The sequence below is a fragment of the Tissierella sp. genome (assembly GCF_032104385.1).
Taxonomy (GTDB): Bacteria; Bacillota; Clostridia; order Tissierellales; family Tissierellaceae; genus Tissierella.
Window position 1 is genome coordinate 63561 of sequence record NZ_DAMCHJ010000009.1, and the last position, 17030, is coordinate 80590.

20 protein-coding genes are annotated in these 17030 nt (G+C 28.5%); all 20 read left to right on the forward strand.

The annotated features are described in order from the left end of the window. The first annotated feature begins 3 nt into the window (after positions 1-3). Entirely contained in the window at positions 4-1053 is a 1050-nt protein-coding gene (locus RT714_RS10255) for a nucleotidyltransferase family protein (RefSeq protein WP_313757475.1), read from the forward strand. Continuing rightward, a complete protein-coding gene (locus RT714_RS10260) occupies positions 1053-1691 on the forward strand; it encodes an acetyltransferase (RefSeq protein WP_313757476.1) in 639 nt (212 codons plus the stop codon). Before RT714_RS10255 ends, RT714_RS10260 begins: the two co-directional genes overlap by 1 nt. Continuing rightward, on the forward strand, positions 1688-2686 hold the full coding sequence (gene neuB, locus RT714_RS10265; protein ID WP_313757477.1) for an N-acetylneuraminate synthase: 999 nt from the start codon (positions 1688-1690) through the stop codon (positions 2684-2686). The genes RT714_RS10260 and neuB overlap by 4 nt, the downstream gene beginning before the upstream one ends. Then, the gene (gene neuC / locus RT714_RS10270) at positions 2683-3858 is read left to right on the forward strand and encodes a UDP-N-acetylglucosamine 2-epimerase (RefSeq protein ID WP_313757478.1); all 1176 of its coding nucleotides are present in this window, start codon (positions 2683-2685) and stop codon (positions 3856-3858) included. Before neuB ends, neuC begins: the two co-directional genes overlap by 4 nt. Beyond that, entirely contained in the window at positions 3855-4739 is an 885-nt protein-coding gene (locus tag RT714_RS10275; protein ID WP_313757479.1) for a formyltransferase family protein, read from the forward strand. Before neuC ends, RT714_RS10275 begins: the two co-directional genes overlap by 4 nt. Beyond that, on the forward strand, positions 4736-5398 hold the full coding sequence (locus RT714_RS10280) for a PIG-L family deacetylase (RefSeq protein WP_313757480.1): 663 nt from the start codon (positions 4736-4738) through the stop codon (positions 5396-5398). Before RT714_RS10275 ends, RT714_RS10280 begins: the two co-directional genes overlap by 4 nt. Before the next feature lie 20 nt (positions 5399-5418). Next, complete coding sequence (locus RT714_RS10285) at positions 5419-6135, forward strand: class I SAM-dependent methyltransferase (RefSeq protein ID WP_313757481.1); 717 nt, start codon at positions 5419-5421, stop codon at positions 6133-6135. A gap of 24 nt (positions 6136-6159) precedes the next feature. Then, entirely contained in the window at positions 6160-6837 is a 678-nt protein-coding gene (locus RT714_RS10290; protein ID WP_313757482.1) for a class I SAM-dependent methyltransferase, read from the forward strand. Positions 6838-6867: 30 nt separating this feature from the next. After that, a complete protein-coding gene (locus tag RT714_RS10295; RefSeq protein ID WP_313757483.1) occupies positions 6868-7566 on the forward strand; it encodes an acylneuraminate cytidylyltransferase family protein in 699 nt (232 codons plus the stop codon). Positions 7567-7594: 28 nt separating this feature from the next. Further along, positions 7595-8713: an N-acetyl sugar amidotransferase gene (locus RT714_RS10300; RefSeq protein ID WP_313757484.1), complete on the forward strand. Its 1119-nt coding sequence runs from the start codon at positions 7595-7597 to the stop codon at positions 8711-8713. Positions 8714-8765: 52 nt separating this feature from the next. Then, positions 8766-10790, forward strand: a complete 2025-nt coding sequence (locus RT714_RS10305) for a sulfatase-like hydrolase/transferase (protein WP_313757485.1) — start codon at positions 8766-8768, stop codon at positions 10788-10790. Between the two features lie 22 nt (positions 10791-10812). Then, entirely contained in the window at positions 10813-11334 is a 522-nt protein-coding gene (cysC, locus tag RT714_RS10310; protein ID WP_072976167.1) for an adenylyl-sulfate kinase, read from the forward strand. A gap of 25 nt (positions 11335-11359) precedes the next feature. Further along, on the forward strand, positions 11360-12958 hold the full coding sequence (locus tag RT714_RS10315; protein ID WP_313757486.1) for a class I SAM-dependent methyltransferase: 1599 nt from the start codon (positions 11360-11362) through the stop codon (positions 12956-12958). A 157-nt stretch (positions 12959-13115) separates the two neighbouring features. Continuing rightward, the gene (locus tag RT714_RS10320) at positions 13116-13313 is read left to right on the forward strand and encodes a YjfB family protein (protein ID WP_313757487.1); all 198 of its coding nucleotides are present in this window, start codon (positions 13116-13118) and stop codon (positions 13311-13313) included. 89 nt (positions 13314-13402) lie between these two features. Further along, positions 13403-13693 (forward strand): hypothetical protein, encoded by a 291-nt coding sequence (locus tag RT714_RS10325; protein ID WP_313757488.1) that lies wholly within the window; start codon positions 13403-13405, stop codon positions 13691-13693. Between the two features lie 139 nt (positions 13694-13832). Next, complete coding sequence (locus tag RT714_RS10330; RefSeq protein WP_313757489.1) at positions 13833-13997, forward strand: SAM hydroxide adenosyltransferase; 165 nt, start codon at positions 13833-13835, stop codon at positions 13995-13997. A gap of 306 nt (positions 13998-14303) precedes the next feature. Further along, positions 14304-14603: a hypothetical protein gene (locus tag RT714_RS10335; RefSeq protein ID WP_313757490.1), complete on the forward strand. Its 300-nt coding sequence runs from the start codon at positions 14304-14306 to the stop codon at positions 14601-14603. A 221-nt stretch (positions 14604-14824) separates the two neighbouring features. Next, positions 14825-15529, forward strand: coding sequence for a CDP-alcohol phosphatidyltransferase family protein (locus tag RT714_RS10340; protein WP_313757491.1), 705 nt, complete (start codon positions 14825-14827; stop codon positions 15527-15529). Between the two features lie 11 nt (positions 15530-15540). Beyond that, positions 15541-16446: a phosphatidylserine decarboxylase gene (locus RT714_RS10345; RefSeq protein WP_313757492.1), complete on the forward strand. Its 906-nt coding sequence runs from the start codon at positions 15541-15543 to the stop codon at positions 16444-16446. 208 nt (positions 16447-16654) lie between these two features. Next, positions 16655-16975: a hypothetical protein gene (locus RT714_RS10350; protein WP_313757493.1), complete on the forward strand. Its 321-nt coding sequence runs from the start codon at positions 16655-16657 to the stop codon at positions 16973-16975. Positions 16976-17030 lie beyond the last annotated feature (55 nt).

Below are 17030 nucleotides of genomic sequence, written 5' to 3' on the forward strand. Positions count from 1 at the left end.
CCTTTGAGCATACGGGATTTATTTATAAATAAGGATTTATCAATTAAAGAAGCTATTAAAAAGCTAGATGAAACAGCAAAAAAAATATTATTAGTAGTTGAAGATAATAAGCTAATAGGTGTACTTACTGATGGAGATATTAGAAGATGGATATTAAAAAGTGGAAATTTAAGTGATCCTGTTAGTCTAATTATGATAAAAGAACCAAAATGTATATTTGAAGATGAAATAAAAAACGCAAAGAAGATTCTTAAAAAACACAGCATAGAAGCTATACCCATTCTAAACAAGGAAAGGGAAGTAATAGATGTTATTTTTTGGAATGATAATTTTAATAAAAAATTTAAATTTAACAAACTAAGTAATCCAGTAGTAATAATGGCTGGTGGGAAAGGAACTAGATTAGATCCTTATACAAAGATATTACCAAAGCCTTTGATACCTATTGGAGATATTCCAATAGTAGAGAGGATTATAAATAGATTTAATGAATATGGATGCAATAAATTTTATATGACAGTTAATTATAAAAAGAATATGATAAAGGCATACTTTAATGAAATAGAAAATACATATTCAATAGAATATATAGATGAAGAGAAACCTTTAGGTACAGCAGGAAGTTTATACTTATTAAAAGATAAGATAAGGGATTCTTTCTTTCTTAGTAATTGTGATATTTTAATAGAGGGAAACTATTCAGATATGTTAAAATATCACAAAGAACATAGAGCAAAGATTACTTTAATTACTTCACTTAAGCATTATACAATCCCTTATGGAGTTATTCAAATAAATGGAAATAGTGATGTAAAAAAAATGATAGAAAAACCGGAATATGATTTCTTAGTGAATACTGGAATGTATATATTAGAACCAGAAGTAATTGATGATATTCCGAAAAATGAGCTTTTTCATATAACAGAATTAATAAATGATTATATCAATAAGGGTGAAAAGATAGGAGTATATCCTGTAAGTGAAGGGGCTTGGCTAGATATGGGACAGTTTAAAGAAATGGAAACTATGCTTGAAAGGTTAGGGATAGAGTGATGGAAGGTATTATCCTAATTGGTGGTGGTGGGCATTGTAAATCTGTTATCGACTCTATTATTAAATCCAAAGGATATAATATAGTGGGAATATTAGATTTACGTGATAAAGTTGGAGATAAAATATTTGGTGTAAAAGTAATCGGAACAGACGATAAATTAGAATATTATTATAAAAATGGAATTAGAAATGCTTTTTTAACTATGGGAAGTGTTGGAGATACAAGATTAAGAAGAAGGTTATGTTCTATTGCTTTGAATATTGGATATTCTTTTCCAAATATAATTGATAGTACTGCAATAGTATCAGATAAGATTGAAATTGGATATGGTAATTTTATTGGAAAAGGAACAATAATCAATTCAGGTACAAAAATAGAGAATAATTGTATAATTAATACAGGAGCAATAATTGAACATGATTGTCATCTAAAGGACTTTTGTCATATAGCACCAGGAGTTACTATAAGTGGTAATGTAGTTATAGGAGAGAATACGCATATAGGAACTAATTCAACTATAATTCAAAATATAGTAATTGGTAATAATTCAATAATTGGTGCTGGATCTGTAGTTGTAAAAGATATTAAAAGTAATATTAAGGCTTATGGAAATCCTTGTAAAGAGGTGAAAAGATGAAAAAGGTATTTATCATAGCTGAAGCAGGAGTTAATCACAATGGAAGTATTGAATTGGCTAAGGAGTTAATTGATAAAGCAAGTGAATCAGGAGCAGATGCTGTTAAGTTTCAAAGCTTTAAAGCTGAAAGATTAGTAACTAAAAGTGCCCAGAAAGCTGAATATCAAGAAGAGACAACAGGTAAAGAGGAAAATCAATTTGAAATGATAAAAAGATTGGAATTGGATTATGAAAAGCATGAAGAATTAATTGGTTACTGTAAATCCAAAGACATAATGTTCTTATCATCACCCTTTGATTTAGAGAGTATAGATTTGCTTAACAATCTAGGACTTGAGATATTTAAAATACCTTCAGGAGAAATAACTAATTTACCCTATTTACGAAAAATAGGTTTGTTAAAGAAGAAGGTAATACTTTCTACTGGAATGTCTACTCTTGGAGATATAGAGAAAGCTTTAGAAATACTAAGGAAAGGTGGAACTATGGATGTTACTGTATTGCACTGCAATACAGAATATCCTACACCAATGAAAGATGTTAATTTAAATGCAATGAATACAATAAAAGAGGCTTTTAAGGTGGAAGTAGGATATTCAGATCATACATTAGGCATAGAAGTACCAATAGCAGCAGTAGCATTAGGTGCTACAGTAATTGAAAAGCATTTTACTTTAGATAAGAATATGGAAGGACCAGATCATAGAGCAAGCTTAGAGCCAAATGAACTTAAAGAGTTGGTTAAGTGTATAAGAAATATTGAAATGGCTCTAGGAGATGGATTAAAGAAATTAACTGAATCTGAAGCAAAAAATATAACTATTGTTAGAAAAAGCATAGTAGCGGGAAGAAATATTAAAAAGGGTGAAGCCTTTACAATAGAAAATTTAGAAATTAAAAGACCAGGGAATGGGATATCTCCCATGAAATTGGATGAAGTTATAGGTAAATTAGCAATTAGAGATTATGAAGAAGATGAGTTGATAGAGATATGAAGAAAATATGCGTAGTTACAGGTACAAGGGCTGAATATGGACTCTTTAGACCGCTTATAAAGAGGATAAAAGAAGATGATGAATTGCAACTCCAATTAATTGTAACTGGAATGCATCTATCACCAGAATTTGGGCTTACCTATAAAGAAATAGAAGAAGATGGTTTTATCATTGATGAAAAGGTAGAAATGTTGCTTAGTTCTGATACACCAGTAGGTATATCCAAATCTATTGGGTTAGCTATGATTGGATTTACAGACGCCTTTGAAAGATTAAAGCCAGATATGGTAGTTGTGTTAGGAGATAGGTATGAAATATTTGCAGCAGCAAGTACTGCTATGATATCTCGCATACCAATAGCGCATATACATGGAGGAGAGACCACTGAAGGATTAATAGATGAAGCTATAAGGCATTCGATTACTAAGATGAGCTATTTACATTTTACAAGTACAGAAGAATATAGACAAAGAGTAATACAATTAGGAGAAGAACCAAATAGAATATTTAATGTGGGGGCAATTGGTATTGAAAGTATAAAAAAATTAAAGCTGTTAAAGAAAGATGCGTTGGAAAATAGCATTAATTTTAAGTTTGGACTTAAAAATGCCTTGGTTACCTTTCACCCAGTAACTCTTGAAGATGGTACTTCTAAGGAACAGTTTCAAGAGTTATTAAATGCTTTAGATAGATTTAGCGACTTAAAAATAATATTTACAAAGTCAAATTCAGATACAAATGGAAGAATTATAAATTCTATGATAGATGAGTATGTAGAAAAAAACAAACAAAAAGCAATAGCATTTACTTCGATGGGACAACTGAGATATTTATCAGCAATGAAATATGTAGATTTAGTTATCGGAAACTCTTCTAGTGGAATTATAGAAGCCCCCTCATTTAACGTTCCAACAATAAATATCGGAGATAGGCAAAAAGGACGAATACAAGGAGAAACAATAATAGATTGCACGACAGTGGAAAATGAGATATATAAAGCTATCAAGCTAGGATTATCAGATGATTTTAAAGAAACGATTAAAAGTGCAATAAATCCTTATGGAGAAGGTAATACAAGTTATCTAATAGTTCAAAGAATAAAACAATCATTTTTTTTAGATTTAATAAATATAAAAAAGAAATTTTTTGATTTGGAGGATATAAATAGATGAGAATACTACTTATAGGATCTGTAAAATCATCTGAAGTTTTGCTTCAAAAATTAATAGATATGAAAGAGAACATAGTAGGAGTAGTTACAAATATAACTCCTAACTTAAATTCTGATTATGTAGACTTATCTGAGTTATGTATCTACAATAATATTGAGCTTATGAAAGCAGATAATATTAATGATGTTAATTCTATTGAATTTATTAGAGATAAAAATCCTGATATAATATATTGTTTTGGTTTTTCACAACTACTGAGTAAAGAAATAATTAACATCCCCAAAAAAGGCGTTATTGGTTTTCATCCTACTAAGTTACCTTTAAATAGAGGAAGACATCCTTTGATTTGGACAATGGCTTTAGGATTAAAAGAAACTGCTTCAACATTTTTCTTTATTAATGAAGGAGCCGATGGTGGAGATATAATTAGCCAAGAGATAGTTCCTATATACTATGAAGACGATGTAATGGGTCTATATAATAGGATGTTAAAAATGGCACAAAAACAAGTTGAGAAACTTACCAATGAAATAAAAAAGGGAAATATAGTAAGGATAAAGCAAGACGACACAAAGGCTAACTGCTGGCGAAAGCGGTATAAAGAGGACGGGAAAATTGATTGGAGGATGTCTTCTTATAATATATATAATCTTGTTAGAGCTTTAACACGTCCTTATGTAGGGGCACATTTTGCTTATAAATCTAAAGATATAAAAGTATGGAAAGTAAAAGAACGAATTATTGAAGGAATAGATAATATAGAGCCAGGGAAAGTATTAGAAGTATTAAATGATGGAACTTTTACAGTAAAAACAGGGAGTAATTGTATACAAGTTTTAGATAGTGATGCTATTGAGATAGAGGTTGGTGATTATTTATGAATAGAGTATTAGTCGTATCACCTCATCCAGATGATGAAACATTAGGAGCAGGAGGTACACTGTTAAGGTATAAAGAAGAATGTAGTGATATTTATTGGATAAATTTTACGAACATGAAAGAAGAATATGGATATACAAAAGAACGGGTAAGATCCAGGAATGACGAAATAGACAAAGTTAAGAAACTATTTGGTTTTAAAAATATATATAATTTAGAATTAGAGCCATCAGGATTAGACAAATATAGTAGAATGGAGTTAATTCTACACGTTTCAGAAATAGTAAAGGAGATAGAGCCTAATATAATATTATTACCTAATAGAGAAGACATACACTCTGATCATAAAATAGTATTTGATACAATGTTTGCATGTACGAAATCTTTTAGATATCCTTCAATTAAAAAGGTATTGGTTATGGAGATAATTTCAGAAACGGATTTCTCTTATAATCCTACTGCTTTTAAACCTAATTATTTTATTGACATAACTAAGTATGTAGATAAAAAGATTGAAATAATGAAGGTTTATGAAAGTGAGTTAAAAGAACACCCTTTCCCCAGGAGTATAGAAAATCTTATAGCATTAGCAATAAACAGGGGGGCTATGGCAGGAAAACATTATGCAGAAGCTTTTATGCTTATAAAGGCAATAGAATAGCAATTAAAGGAGATAGAGAAATGGATTTAAAAACTATAAGAACTCATGATAAGTTTTATTTGAAAGAAAATAGAAAAAACAACCCCAAAGAGTATTTTAAATTTATACTAAACAATGCAAAGGAATACATTGATGCACTGGAAGAACCAAAAGTGATAGATATTGGATGTGCAGCAGGGGACTTTTTATATTTTTTCAATACTGTTTATCCTAATTCAAATAAGTATGGAATGGATATAATGGATGAATTACTAGCTAAGGCTAGAGAAGAAGTAAAAGAAGTTACTTTTTTTAAGGGAGACATTGAAAGTAATAAAAATGTAATTGATATAAAATTTGATATAGTATTTATGAATGGAGTACATAGTATTTTTGACGATATTAGGCCAGTGCTTAATAATATTGTAAACCTTTTAAAAGAAGGCGGGAGAGCATATGTGTTTGGAATATTTAATCCTGATCCAATAGATGTAATTATTAGATCTAGGAAATCTAATTGCAATGGTGACTGGGAAAAAGGCTGGAACTTATTTTCTATAAATACGGTTAGCAGTTATTTAAATGAACTTGGTTTAAATTATAATTTCAAAGAATTTAAAATTGGGATTGATATAGATAAAAATATTTTAGATCCACTTAGATCTTGGACAATAAATATGAGTAATGGAGAAAAGGGAATTATTAATGGTTTACAACTACTTCATCCTTTTTATTTACTAGAAATTATTAATGAGTAGTATATATTTAAATGGGGGATTAAAATGAAATATATGGATATATCTAAAAAAATATATGAAAAGAAGTATAAAGATGGTTATGGAATAAATTTTCCTGAAAGTCATGTAATAAGGATGTTTAATTATTTGGATAGGAAGTTTTCATTAAAAGGGAAAAATATAAACATACTAGACTTTGGATGTGGTACTGGTACCCATTCACTTTTATTTGAGAATCAAGGATGGAATGCATACGGAATAGACATATCTGAAGCAGCTATCCAAGTTTGCAAGAGTCATTTAAATAAACATAATTTTATAGTTATAGAACCTGGAGAATCCATAAGTAAGATATTTGAAAATAAATTTGATATTATTTTTGCGAATCAATCACTTTATTATTTAACAAATGAAGCACTTAATAGTTTACTAAAAGAAATGAATGAAATGTTAACAACAGAGGGATTAGTGGTTTTCACAATGATGGGTAGTAAAAATTATTATTATAATAATATAGATCATAATATATCATCCCAAGATGGGATATATAAAGTAGCACTAGGAGGGAGATTAGAAGGAGAAGCATATGTAAACTTTATTAATAGTAAAGATGAATTAGTTGAAAAGTTTAATATATTTGAAGAGGTATTAACAGGATATTATGACTTTTATATGAAAGAAGGTTCATCATTTCACTATTATTTTATAGGGAAAAAACGATAAGGTTTTAATAGTTGCTAAGGGGTGAATATTTTGTTTTTAGAAAAAAGATTTCTAGCCATAATCCCTGCTAGAAGTGGTTCTAAGGGATTAAAGGATAAAAATATTAAAGATTTAAATGGTAGGGCTATAATGTCATATACCATTGAGGCAGCAAAAAAAAGTGATGTTTTTGATGATGTGATAGTATCTACTGAGGCTAAAGCTTATGCAGATATAGCTATAAACTATGGAGCAGCAGTTCCTTTTTTAAGACCTGATTATCTTTCTACAGATGAAGCAACTACAAATGATGTAGTAGAATATACAATAAGGGAATTAGAAAAAGTAGGTAAAAAATATGATTATTTCATGATTTTACAGCCAACATCCCCATTAAGGCGAGCAGAAGATATATTAGGTGCTGTAGAGTTATTATTTAAAAAAAATGCAAATTCAGTAGTGAGTGTTTGTGAGTCAGAGCATTCACCATTATACATGAATACTTTAGATAAAACATTATCATTGAAAGAATTTTTACCGAAAGATGTAAAGACTAGGAGGCAAGAACTACCTAAGTATTATAGATTGAATGGTGCTATTTATTTATGTAAAGTCGATTATTTTCTTAAATATAAAGATTTCTACAAAGAAGATAGTTATGCATATATAATGGAGAAAACAAGATCCATTGATATTGATGATGAACATGATTTTAGAGTTGCAGAGTGTATGTTAAATAATGAATTATAGTGTATGACATAAGGAGAGTGTTAAATCAATGAAATATTGTAAGAAATGTGTAATGCCAGACACAAGACCAGGAATTTTATTTGACGATGAAGGAATATGTCAAGCTTGTAGAGCAGAGGAACAAAAAGATAGAATTGATTGGGAAGCTAGATATGAGGAGCTAAAGATTTTATGTGATAAATATCGTGGGATGAATGGTGATAGCTATGATTGCATGATAGCAGTTAGTGGTGGAAAGGATAGTCATTATCAAGTGTATGTAATGAAAGAGCTCATGGGAATGAATCCGTTATTAGTATCTGTTGAAGATAATTTCCCAATGACAGAAGCAGGAAAAAACAATATTAGAAATATTTCAGAAAGATTTGGATGTAATATAATATCATTAAAACCTAATATTAAATTGCAAAAATATTTAATGAGGAAAACATTTGAAAAATACGGTAAACCAACATGGTATATTGATAGATTAATATACACATACCCAATGCATATGGCGATTAAGTTTAATACACCATTGTTAGTATATGGAGAGAATATTAGTTATGAATATGGCGGAGTAGATAGAGAAGAAACTTATAGTGCTAGAAACCAATTAAATAATGGTGTAGCATCTGATATAGATTTTAATGAACTTATTGACGAAAATATTTCTGTTAAAGATTTAATTTTATGTAATTCACCAAGTATAGAGGATATAAACAATAAGTTAGATCCTATTTATATAAGTTATTTTTTAAGATTTAATAGTTATCAAAATTATATATTTGCTAAGAAAAATGGTTTTAAAGATTTAAATAATGAATGGAAAAGACAACATCACATTGAAGATTTTGATCAGGTGGAAAGTAGGGCTTATTTAGTACATCCATGGATGAAATATCCAAAGTTTGGACATGCTACTGCAACTGATTATGCGTCGAGGTTTATTAGATATGGGCTCATTAGCAGAGAAGAAGGAATAGAGTTAGTAAAAAAACATGATCATAATCTTGATTCAAAAGCAATAGAAGATTTTTGTGAGTTTTTAGGATATACAGTTAATGAATTTTGGACAATTGTAGATAAGTTTTATAATAGAGAACTATTTCAAAAGGATAAATACGGTGAATGGATATTAAAAAATCCAATTTGGAATGATGTTTAGTTTATTAAAATTATAAAAAGATTTCTAATATATAATACAAGAGGTGTAAATAATGAACCCAAATAATATATCAAGTATCAAGGATATATTTTCTAATAAAATAGAAAAAGCACAATACTTAAAAAAGATAATAAGAAACCTTGTTGAAAAAGGGGATTTTGTTAATGCAGAAGCAAAAATAGCTGAATATAAAGTACTTTTTCCTGAAGATATAGAAATTATATCTATTGAAACTGTAATGTTAATGATAAAAGGTGAAATGGATAGAGCAGAACAACATGTATTAGATGGATTAAATAAGGTACCTTTTAACTTTGACTTAAATTATAACTTAGGATTTATATGTCAAGAAAAGGGCAAATATCAAGAAGCAGCTAATGCTTTTATTATTGCAAAATCAGCAGCAACTACTAAAGAGGAAGAAACAATTATACAGGACGCAATAAATGGGATTAAAAAGATAGATGAAAGGGTTGATTTATCCAAAATTAATCAACCTAATTACAAGTTATTTCCATTAAAAACTAATGATGATACTTGGATTGGAAAGCCATTATTTGAAGATAAAAATGGGGAGGGGTATATTCCCTTGTATTATGATGAGGTAATAGAGAGTTATCCTATTCAATTATGGAACTTGTATAAGACAGAGACATTGAGAGGAAAAATATACGAAAGTGGAGAATTTATTTTAGGCAATCTAAACAAATCAGTTTTGCCATTAGCTATTTTAGAAAAAGATACTTCAATAACTATAATATTAGACGACAAGGAATATAAGTTCAATGATTTTACTCCTAATAGATTTTATTATATACCTATTAGAAGTGAAGGAACGGTTAAGATTAAAAGCAGTAATAAGTTTATAATAGGTGAAGCTTTAGATTTAAATCAATATAAGCAACATGATGTAAAATTGATATTGAATTTATTTATAGATGGCTTATCTCAGAAATTAATAGATAAATATTCACTAGAAAGGCTTATGCCAAATACTTATAATTTCTTTAAGCAAGGAACAATATTCAATAATTGCTACAGTAATGCGGAATGGACATTAGCTAGTGTACCTACTATATTTACAGGAAAATATCAAGCTAATCATAAAATTTTTCATCCGGAGTTATTGCACACTATAAGTGATAACTGTAAATCAATGGGAACTTATTTTAAAGAAGATAACTATTTAACATTCCAATCTTGTGGAAATTGGAGGAAGACACCCTCTTACGGATATATAAAAGGTTTTGATAGAATGATTTATCAATCAGCTACAATGGGGGCTAGAGCAGAGGAAATCATTTTTGCTTTTTTAGAGCAGATGCGAGCATTTAAAGAGAGAAATCATTTTATCTGGTTATCATTTTTTGAATTGCATAATATTGACGACAGCATAACTTCCAAAGTAAGTAATCAAATTATAAATAGCATTGACTCAAGAATAATTGAGAAAGATGAAAAAAAGTCAGTGGTAAAAGATTATGATGAAAAGAAAATAGAAAGATATGTTAATGAAATAAATAGAATAGACTATTATCTTAAAATAATTTATGACTTTATTGAAAACAAGTATACAAATGATGAAATCTTAGTATCGTTATTTTCAGATCATGGACAATCTTACATAGATGAAGGAAATCATATTTTAAGAGATGCTAGGACGAGAGTACCTTTTATGATTAGGGGAAGAAGTATTCCTTCCACTATATCTGACGAATTAATGGAAAATGTGGATATTCTACCTACTATTTTAGATAAAACTTCTATTGAATTTGATTTTAGTGAATTTGATGGAAGAGTTCCAATGGTTTTAGGTGGTAAAGGAAAACAATATGTTTATTCTGAATCTATATATCCAGGAAAAACATATAAGGCTATTATTAGGGATTTGGAGCATACCCTAGTATTTGAATCAGAAGGTAATGTAGAGCAGGATGGCAGATTTGTATTAGGAGATTTTCATATTATATTAGAGAATAACTTGACAAAAGAAAATGAAATAAATAAAAATACTGAAAAAGTGGCTAAATATTTTGACATAATAATTTCTCATATTTCAGCATTTTTGAAAATTTAGTAGATTAAGGAGATAAGGCACCATGAGAATAGGAAATACAATTTGGCTAGTTGGATTAAGTGCGTCTGGAAAGAGTACATTGGCAGAAAAAATAGTAAGGTATATGGTTGATAGTGGGAAAAAGGTACAGTTGATAGATGGAGATATTATGAGAGAAGAAATAGGTGGAATGTTTGGATACACTAGAGAAGAAAGAATAAAGGCAGCAAATATATATAGAGCAATGGCAAGGTTATTAAACAATAATGGTATAAATGTTGTGATTGCAGCCATATCTCCATATGAAGAAATTAGAAGGAAAAATAGAGAAAGAATTGAAAACTATATTGAGATAAATGTTAATTGTCCAATAGAAGAATGCATAAAAAGGGATCCTAAAGGACTTTATATGAAAGCTTTAACTGGGAGAGAAAAGCATGTTATTGGAATTGATGAAGAATATGAATTTCCAGAGAATAGTAACATAGAAGTAAATACAAAAGAAGAAAGCATTGATGAGTCCTATTTAAAGATAATAAATTATTTAAAACAGTCAAATATCTAATTATAATAAAGTGGAGGCAATGCTAATGAAAATCAAAGGGATTGTAGAGCAAATAACTAATGAATCCATTGCAGGGTGGGTAATTGTTAATGATGATAGGAAGGGGATAATAGAAGCTCCAAAGGTTGAATTAAAAGTAAATGGTGAAACCGTAGCAATAACTTTTGCTGTAAGAAAAATTGAACACGAGAGTATAATCAGTAATCATTGTGGCTTTAAATTCTTAATAAAGGATTTATTTGATTATTTAAACAAGAATGATGAGATTACAATCTCAGTTTATGATGATATTTTACCAATTTATAAATATGGATTGAGTTATAAATGTGATACTACTGGTAATTCTAGTATTGATAAATTATTAGAGAGATTAAATGAAGGTTATGTTTTCGATATAAATGGGGAGTTAAAACTATCTTTGAAAGAAAACGAAGAGTTAAGGAAAGAGATTATCAAGCTATATGATGAGCTAAGGGATATATTTAATAATGATTTATCATATGATCTGTATGCATGTTATGGAACTTTATTGGGGATTGTTAGAGAGAAAAACTTTATTTCTAATGATGGAAACTTTGATTGTGCATATTTATCTAAGGAAAATAATAAAGATAAAGTAGTTGAGGAATTTAAAATAATATCAAAGTTATTAATAAAGAAAGGATATCAGTTAAAAATTTTTAAGTCACATATTCAAGTAAGTAATACAAAATCAGATGCTAGTATTAATATTTATTGCTCTTGGTTTAACGATAACTTAGAATTTTTGCTTTCTTTCAACTATATAGGTAAAGAAATTATTAGTAAGAAAAATAAATTTGAAATAGAAACGAGAACTATACAAGGAAGTAATGTTTTAATACCTAAAAGCTATAAAGATGTTTTGAAACAAATATATGGAGAAAGATGGGAGATACCAGACTTTGGATTTGAGTGGAAAACACTAAATAAAAGCATTGGGTTTTTGGAAGATAGTGATATGAATGAAATATATTGGGAGCAATATTATTTAGATTCAAAGCTACAAAAACCTTCTTCATTCTGCTCTTTTATAAATGATTTTATTAAAGAAAAATATTTGATTTTAGATATTGGATGTGGATCGGCTAGAGACTCTTTTGAATTTGTGCAACAGGGACATGAAGTTATAGGATTGGATAGGTCAGAACAAGCAATTTTATTTGCAAATTCATTGATAAAAGAAGAGAGGTATAAAAATATAACCTTTCAAAAAGCTGATATATCAGATAAAATATTAATGTCGGAAATATTTAAAAAAGCAAAAGAGCAAGCTAAACAAAAACAAAAAAACATAATGTATTACTCAAGATTTTTCTTGCATTCAATAGATGAGAGTAATCAGAGAACATTTTTAGAGGCGATATCAAGCCATGTTGATAAGGGAGATATCTTTGTTGCTGAGTTTAGAACTAAGGAAGATGAAGAAAGGCAAAAAATATATTCTAATCATTATAGGAGATTTATAGATGAGGTAGATTTATTAAATCAGTTAAAAGAAGTATGTGATATGAATAAATTATTATTATTTCAGAAAGGAACAGGATTTGCGATTTACAAAGAAGAAGATCCTTTTTTAGCTAGAATTATTGTTGCAAAAAGTTAAATTTAATTAAGTAAAAGTAAGTCATTCGTAAGAGTAGCGAATTCCACCCGAATTTTGTCGAAAGTTGAATGTAAAAAATATAGTAAATTAATGAACACAATTAGAAAATTATAATCTTAATAGTTTTATTATAATACCACAAAGGAGGTTCAATATCATGGACATAGGAGCATTATCAATGAATCTTAGTCAAATGAATGTAGTCAAACAATCCAGTATTTCAGTCATGAAGCTGGCGATGAATACAGTAGAATTACAAGCTGTAGATTTAACTAAAATGCTAGAATTGAATACAAAAATAATGGAGCAGTCCATTAATCCTCATTTAGGAAAAACTATAGATATTAAATTATAATCTATCATAGAACATTAATATAAAAGACAATATTTTTGTCATAAATTATGAAGATTATGTTATAATATCTAAAAGAGGAGGCGATGCTGTTGGATGAGAAAGTATTTGATTTAATGGAAAAGATGTATATTGAATTTAGTAAAAGATTTGATAACATGGAAAAAGATATTAAAGATCTAAAAGGCGATGTGGGAAGCTTAAAGACAGATGTAGGAAGTCTAAAGACAGATGTAACAAAAATAAATACAAAAATCGAACATGATCTCATGCCTAAAATAACAGCATTATTTGATGGCTATAAGCAAAACGCCGATAAATTAGATAGAATTGAAAAAGAAGTATCTAAGCATGAGGAAATAATTTTGAGAAGGGTTAAGTAGAAATTTAGAAAGAGGACAGAAATGTCCTCTTTTTTTAACATATAGTAGTTATTGAGAAACTTTTATTTTAATCGCATACTATGAGTTTTAAACTGAGGTTGGGATATTTAATGGAGATAAATTAGTATATCAAGGCAATATGCCATTTGTTGAAAGTTTTGGAGATGTAGATGAAGGCAAACCTATGATTTATTATAATAGCTTACTAAATGTTTCCACTGCTATAAATATGGGTAATTTTGCAGCACAATATAAAGTAAGTTCAGGTGCAGACTGGACTATTAAGCTAACAAAAATAAAATAACAACTAACCCCTTTCTTTTTTACCAAAAAAGGAAGGGGTTTATATTTATGTATGGAATATAAATATATTTAAAACAATTTTTTGAAGTATGACATATTGATTTTGACTGAAAAATAATTTCAAAGTTCAAATATTGTGGTAAAATAAAAGATATAATTGATTTAAATTCATTTAATTATAAAGAACTTCAAGATAATAAACTATATATTAGATATAAAAAGCAGGAAAAGGATAAATAATAAATATAGGAATATAAGTAAGAAAAGAAGATAATTAAAAATAAAGAAGGAATTGGAGAGTGATTCTATGTTTAAACCTTATGACTATGCTTTTCAAATAGAAGTAACAGTAAGGGCTATATTTAACTGTAAAAAATACGAGCTTGGTGGTATAGCAGATGCTAATTTTATAGAAAAAAATCCCTTTATTGCCATAGCTATTGTACTAGGTAACTTTTATAATAAGGTAGATGGAAGTTTTAAGGAAAGGATAGATGAATTTCTTAATAAATATTATTTGGAAATGGGAAAAAGTATATTGGAAATAGGAGAAGAAAAAATCAAAAATATAATGAAAGATTTTAATAGTATAATAGCAACAATTTAAAGATATCTTAGTTAGTAAGAGACTAAAGATATTTAAACATAGATAAATTAAAGAAAGAAAAATATTCGACAAATTTGCCTATCTAATAACTCACTATCATCATTTCAATAAATACTTGAAAAAGTTAGGACAAGATGGTATCATAATAAGATATTGTTTAATAATTGATTTTTAAAATTATAATAAGATAATTACCTTGTTTATTTTGAGGTGGTTATCTTATGGATTATGAAAGAAGAGATGAAATGATAGGGTTTTATGATTATACGGTTATATTAACATATATAGGTTTGATGAGTTCTGTTTTTGGAATGACCCAGGTTATTGATGGCAGATTTAGAACTGCTATATTATGTCTTGCCATATCAGGACTATGCGATATGTTTGATGGGAAAGTTGCTAGAACTAAAAAAGATCGAACCTCTGATCAGAAATTATTTGGAATTCAAATTGATTCATTAAGTGATGTTGTGTGTTTTGGCGTTTTTCCAGGGATGATAAGCTATGTGCTTGGTGTCCGAGGCGTTTTAGGTGGAATTATCATCGCTTATTATTGTGTTGCTGCCGTTATTAGATTGGGTTTTTTTAATGTTCTTGAAACCAATCGACAACAGCAGGAAGAAGGAGCTAATAAGTTTTATTTTGGTCTTCCTGTTACATCAATTTCAATAATATTGCCTATGGTATTTCTTCTTGACTTTTTAATGCCTCAAGGAACAATCAAATATGTTTTAATGGCGACTCTTTGCATAGTTGGAACTTTGTTTATTACAAATTTTAAACTTAAAAAGCCAACGAACAAACAACTTGCTTTAATAGTTATAATAGTTGCCTGTGCCGTAATTGATATACTTCTTTTTTCGGAATATCATATAAAAAATAGATTTATTAAGGAAGAGCCCCTAATAGAGCAAATATTAAAGTAGAGGTAGAACTGATGAAATGCGTAGATCGCAATGGTATAATAATAAAACAAAATAAATCCCAAGATAAAATATTAAAATTTTTGTATGGCAGCAAAATGGGAAGAATAATTTTAGTACAGCTTATTAAACCAAAATTTTCAATAGCGATGGGAAAGGTACTTAATCATCCAATTTCCAAAGTATTGATTAAACCATTTATCAAAAAAAACAAGATTAATATGTCAGATTATGAGGTGGAGAAATATTCCTCATACAATGATTTTTTTATCAGAAAAATAAAGGCAGATATGAGAAAGATTGATCAAAGGTCGGAGCATTTGATATCACCCTGTGATGGTAAACTCAGCGTATATAATATTGATAAAAATAGTTGTTTTGTTATCAAAAATACTTCTTACACAATTGAAAGCTTATTAAGAAATAAGAAACTTGCTGACAGATATGAAGGTGGTTTGCTTCTATTGTTTCGGTTAACAGTAGATGATTATCATAGATTTTGCTATATAGATGATGGAATCAAGAGTGAAAATCATCATATTGCAGGTATATTTCATACAGTAAATCCTATTGCTAATGAAATATTTCCCATTTATAAAGAAAATACTCGAGAATTTTCTATTTTAAAGAGTAACAATTTTGGTGATTTACTTATTATGGAAGTAGGAGCATTGCTTGTTGGAAAAATTGTTAATTACCATGAACGATCTAAAGTTAATCGTGGTCAAGAGAAAGGCAGATTTGAATTTGGAGGTTCAACAATTGTTGTTTGTGTGGAGCAAGGAAGAATTATCATGGATGAAGATATTTTAGAGAACTCTAAAAATGAAATGGAAACTGTAGTAAAAATGGGAGAAAAGATAGGGAAAAAAGCTTGTTTTTGTTCTTCAAAGGATAAAGTTGATACCTTACATATATAAATAGGGGTAATCTTGCAGCACAGTATAAAGTAATTTCAGGTGCAGATTAGACTATTAAATTAACAAAAAAGAAATAAAACAAGAGGAGAGAAATGTCCTCTTGTTTTATTTCTTTTTAATAAAAGTATATTTTAGTCTAATAAAAGTAATTCAATAAGTCAGTATCCTTGTTTTTCATTATATGGTATAATTTATCTGAGGTGTTTTTATGGCATATGAAATATGTAAGAGATGTAGTAAAATGTTTAAGAAAAATGGGAAATCTTATTGTGAAGATTGTCTTGAAAAAACTGAAAAAGAGCATGACTTAATAATAGATTATGTTAGGAGACATCCTGATGCTACTATTTTAGATATTATAACAGAAACAGGAGTGACGTTAAAAAGTATCAATTGTCTAGTAGAAGAAGGTTATGTTTCTTATGTAGAAAATAAACTGAAGAAAATAGATAATGAAAAGCTTTCCGAAGCTGTTGATAAAATAGTAGGTACAAAGAGTAAATTCCATATAAGTAGAGATATAGAATAAAGTTAAGGAATAGAGATGCCCAATATTAAGGTTAAAATTATTTTAAAATATAAAT

Excerpts from the sequence above, each read along its gene's own strand:
- RT714_RS10260 (WP_313757476.1), top strand. The coding sequence starts at position 1,053 with ATGGAAGGTATTATCCTAATTGGTGGTGGTGGGCATTGTAAATCTGTT.
- neuB (WP_313757477.1), top strand. The coding sequence starts at position 1,688 with ATGAAAAAGGTATTTATCATAGCTGAAGCAGGAGTTAATCACAATGGA.
- neuC (WP_313757478.1), top strand. The coding sequence starts at position 2,683 with ATGAAGAAAATATGCGTAGTTACAGGTACAAGGGCTGAATATGGACTC.
- RT714_RS10275 (WP_313757479.1), top strand. The coding sequence starts at position 3,855 with ATGAGAATACTACTTATAGGATCTGTAAAATCATCTGAAGTTTTGCTT.
- RT714_RS10280 (WP_313757480.1), top strand. The coding sequence starts at position 4,736 with ATGAATAGAGTATTAGTCGTATCACCTCATCCAGATGATGAAACATTA.
- RT714_RS10285 (WP_313757481.1), top strand. The coding sequence starts at position 5,419 with ATGGATTTAAAAACTATAAGAACTCATGATAAGTTTTATTTGAAAGAA.
- RT714_RS10290 (WP_313757482.1), top strand. The coding sequence starts at position 6,160 with ATGAAATATATGGATATATCTAAAAAAATATATGAAAAGAAGTATAAA.
- RT714_RS10300 (WP_313757484.1), top strand. The coding sequence starts at position 7,595 with ATGAAATATTGTAAGAAATGTGTAATGCCAGACACAAGACCAGGAATT.
- RT714_RS10305 (WP_313757485.1), top strand. The coding sequence starts at position 8,766 with ATGAACCCAAATAATATATCAAGTATCAAGGATATATTTTCTAATAAA.
- cysC (WP_072976167.1), top strand. The coding sequence starts at position 10,813 with ATGAGAATAGGAAATACAATTTGGCTAGTTGGATTAAGTGCGTCTGGA.
- RT714_RS10315 (WP_313757486.1), top strand. The coding sequence starts at position 11,360 with ATGAAAATCAAAGGGATTGTAGAGCAAATAACTAATGAATCCATTGCA.
- RT714_RS10320 (WP_313757487.1), top strand. The coding sequence starts at position 13,116 with ATGGACATAGGAGCATTATCAATGAATCTTAGTCAAATGAATGTAGTC.
- RT714_RS10330 (WP_313757489.1), top strand. The coding sequence starts at position 13,833 with ATGCCATTTGTTGAAAGTTTTGGAGATGTAGATGAAGGCAAACCTATG.
- RT714_RS10335 (WP_313757490.1), top strand. The coding sequence starts at position 14,304 with ATGTTTAAACCTTATGACTATGCTTTTCAAATAGAAGTAACAGTAAGG.
- RT714_RS10340 (WP_313757491.1), top strand. The coding sequence starts at position 14,825 with ATGGATTATGAAAGAAGAGATGAAATGATAGGGTTTTATGATTATACG.
- RT714_RS10345 (WP_313757492.1), top strand. The coding sequence starts at position 15,541 with ATGAAATGCGTAGATCGCAATGGTATAATAATAAAACAAAATAAATCC.
- RT714_RS10350 (WP_313757493.1), top strand. The coding sequence starts at position 16,655 with ATGGCATATGAAATATGTAAGAGATGTAGTAAAATGTTTAAGAAAAAT.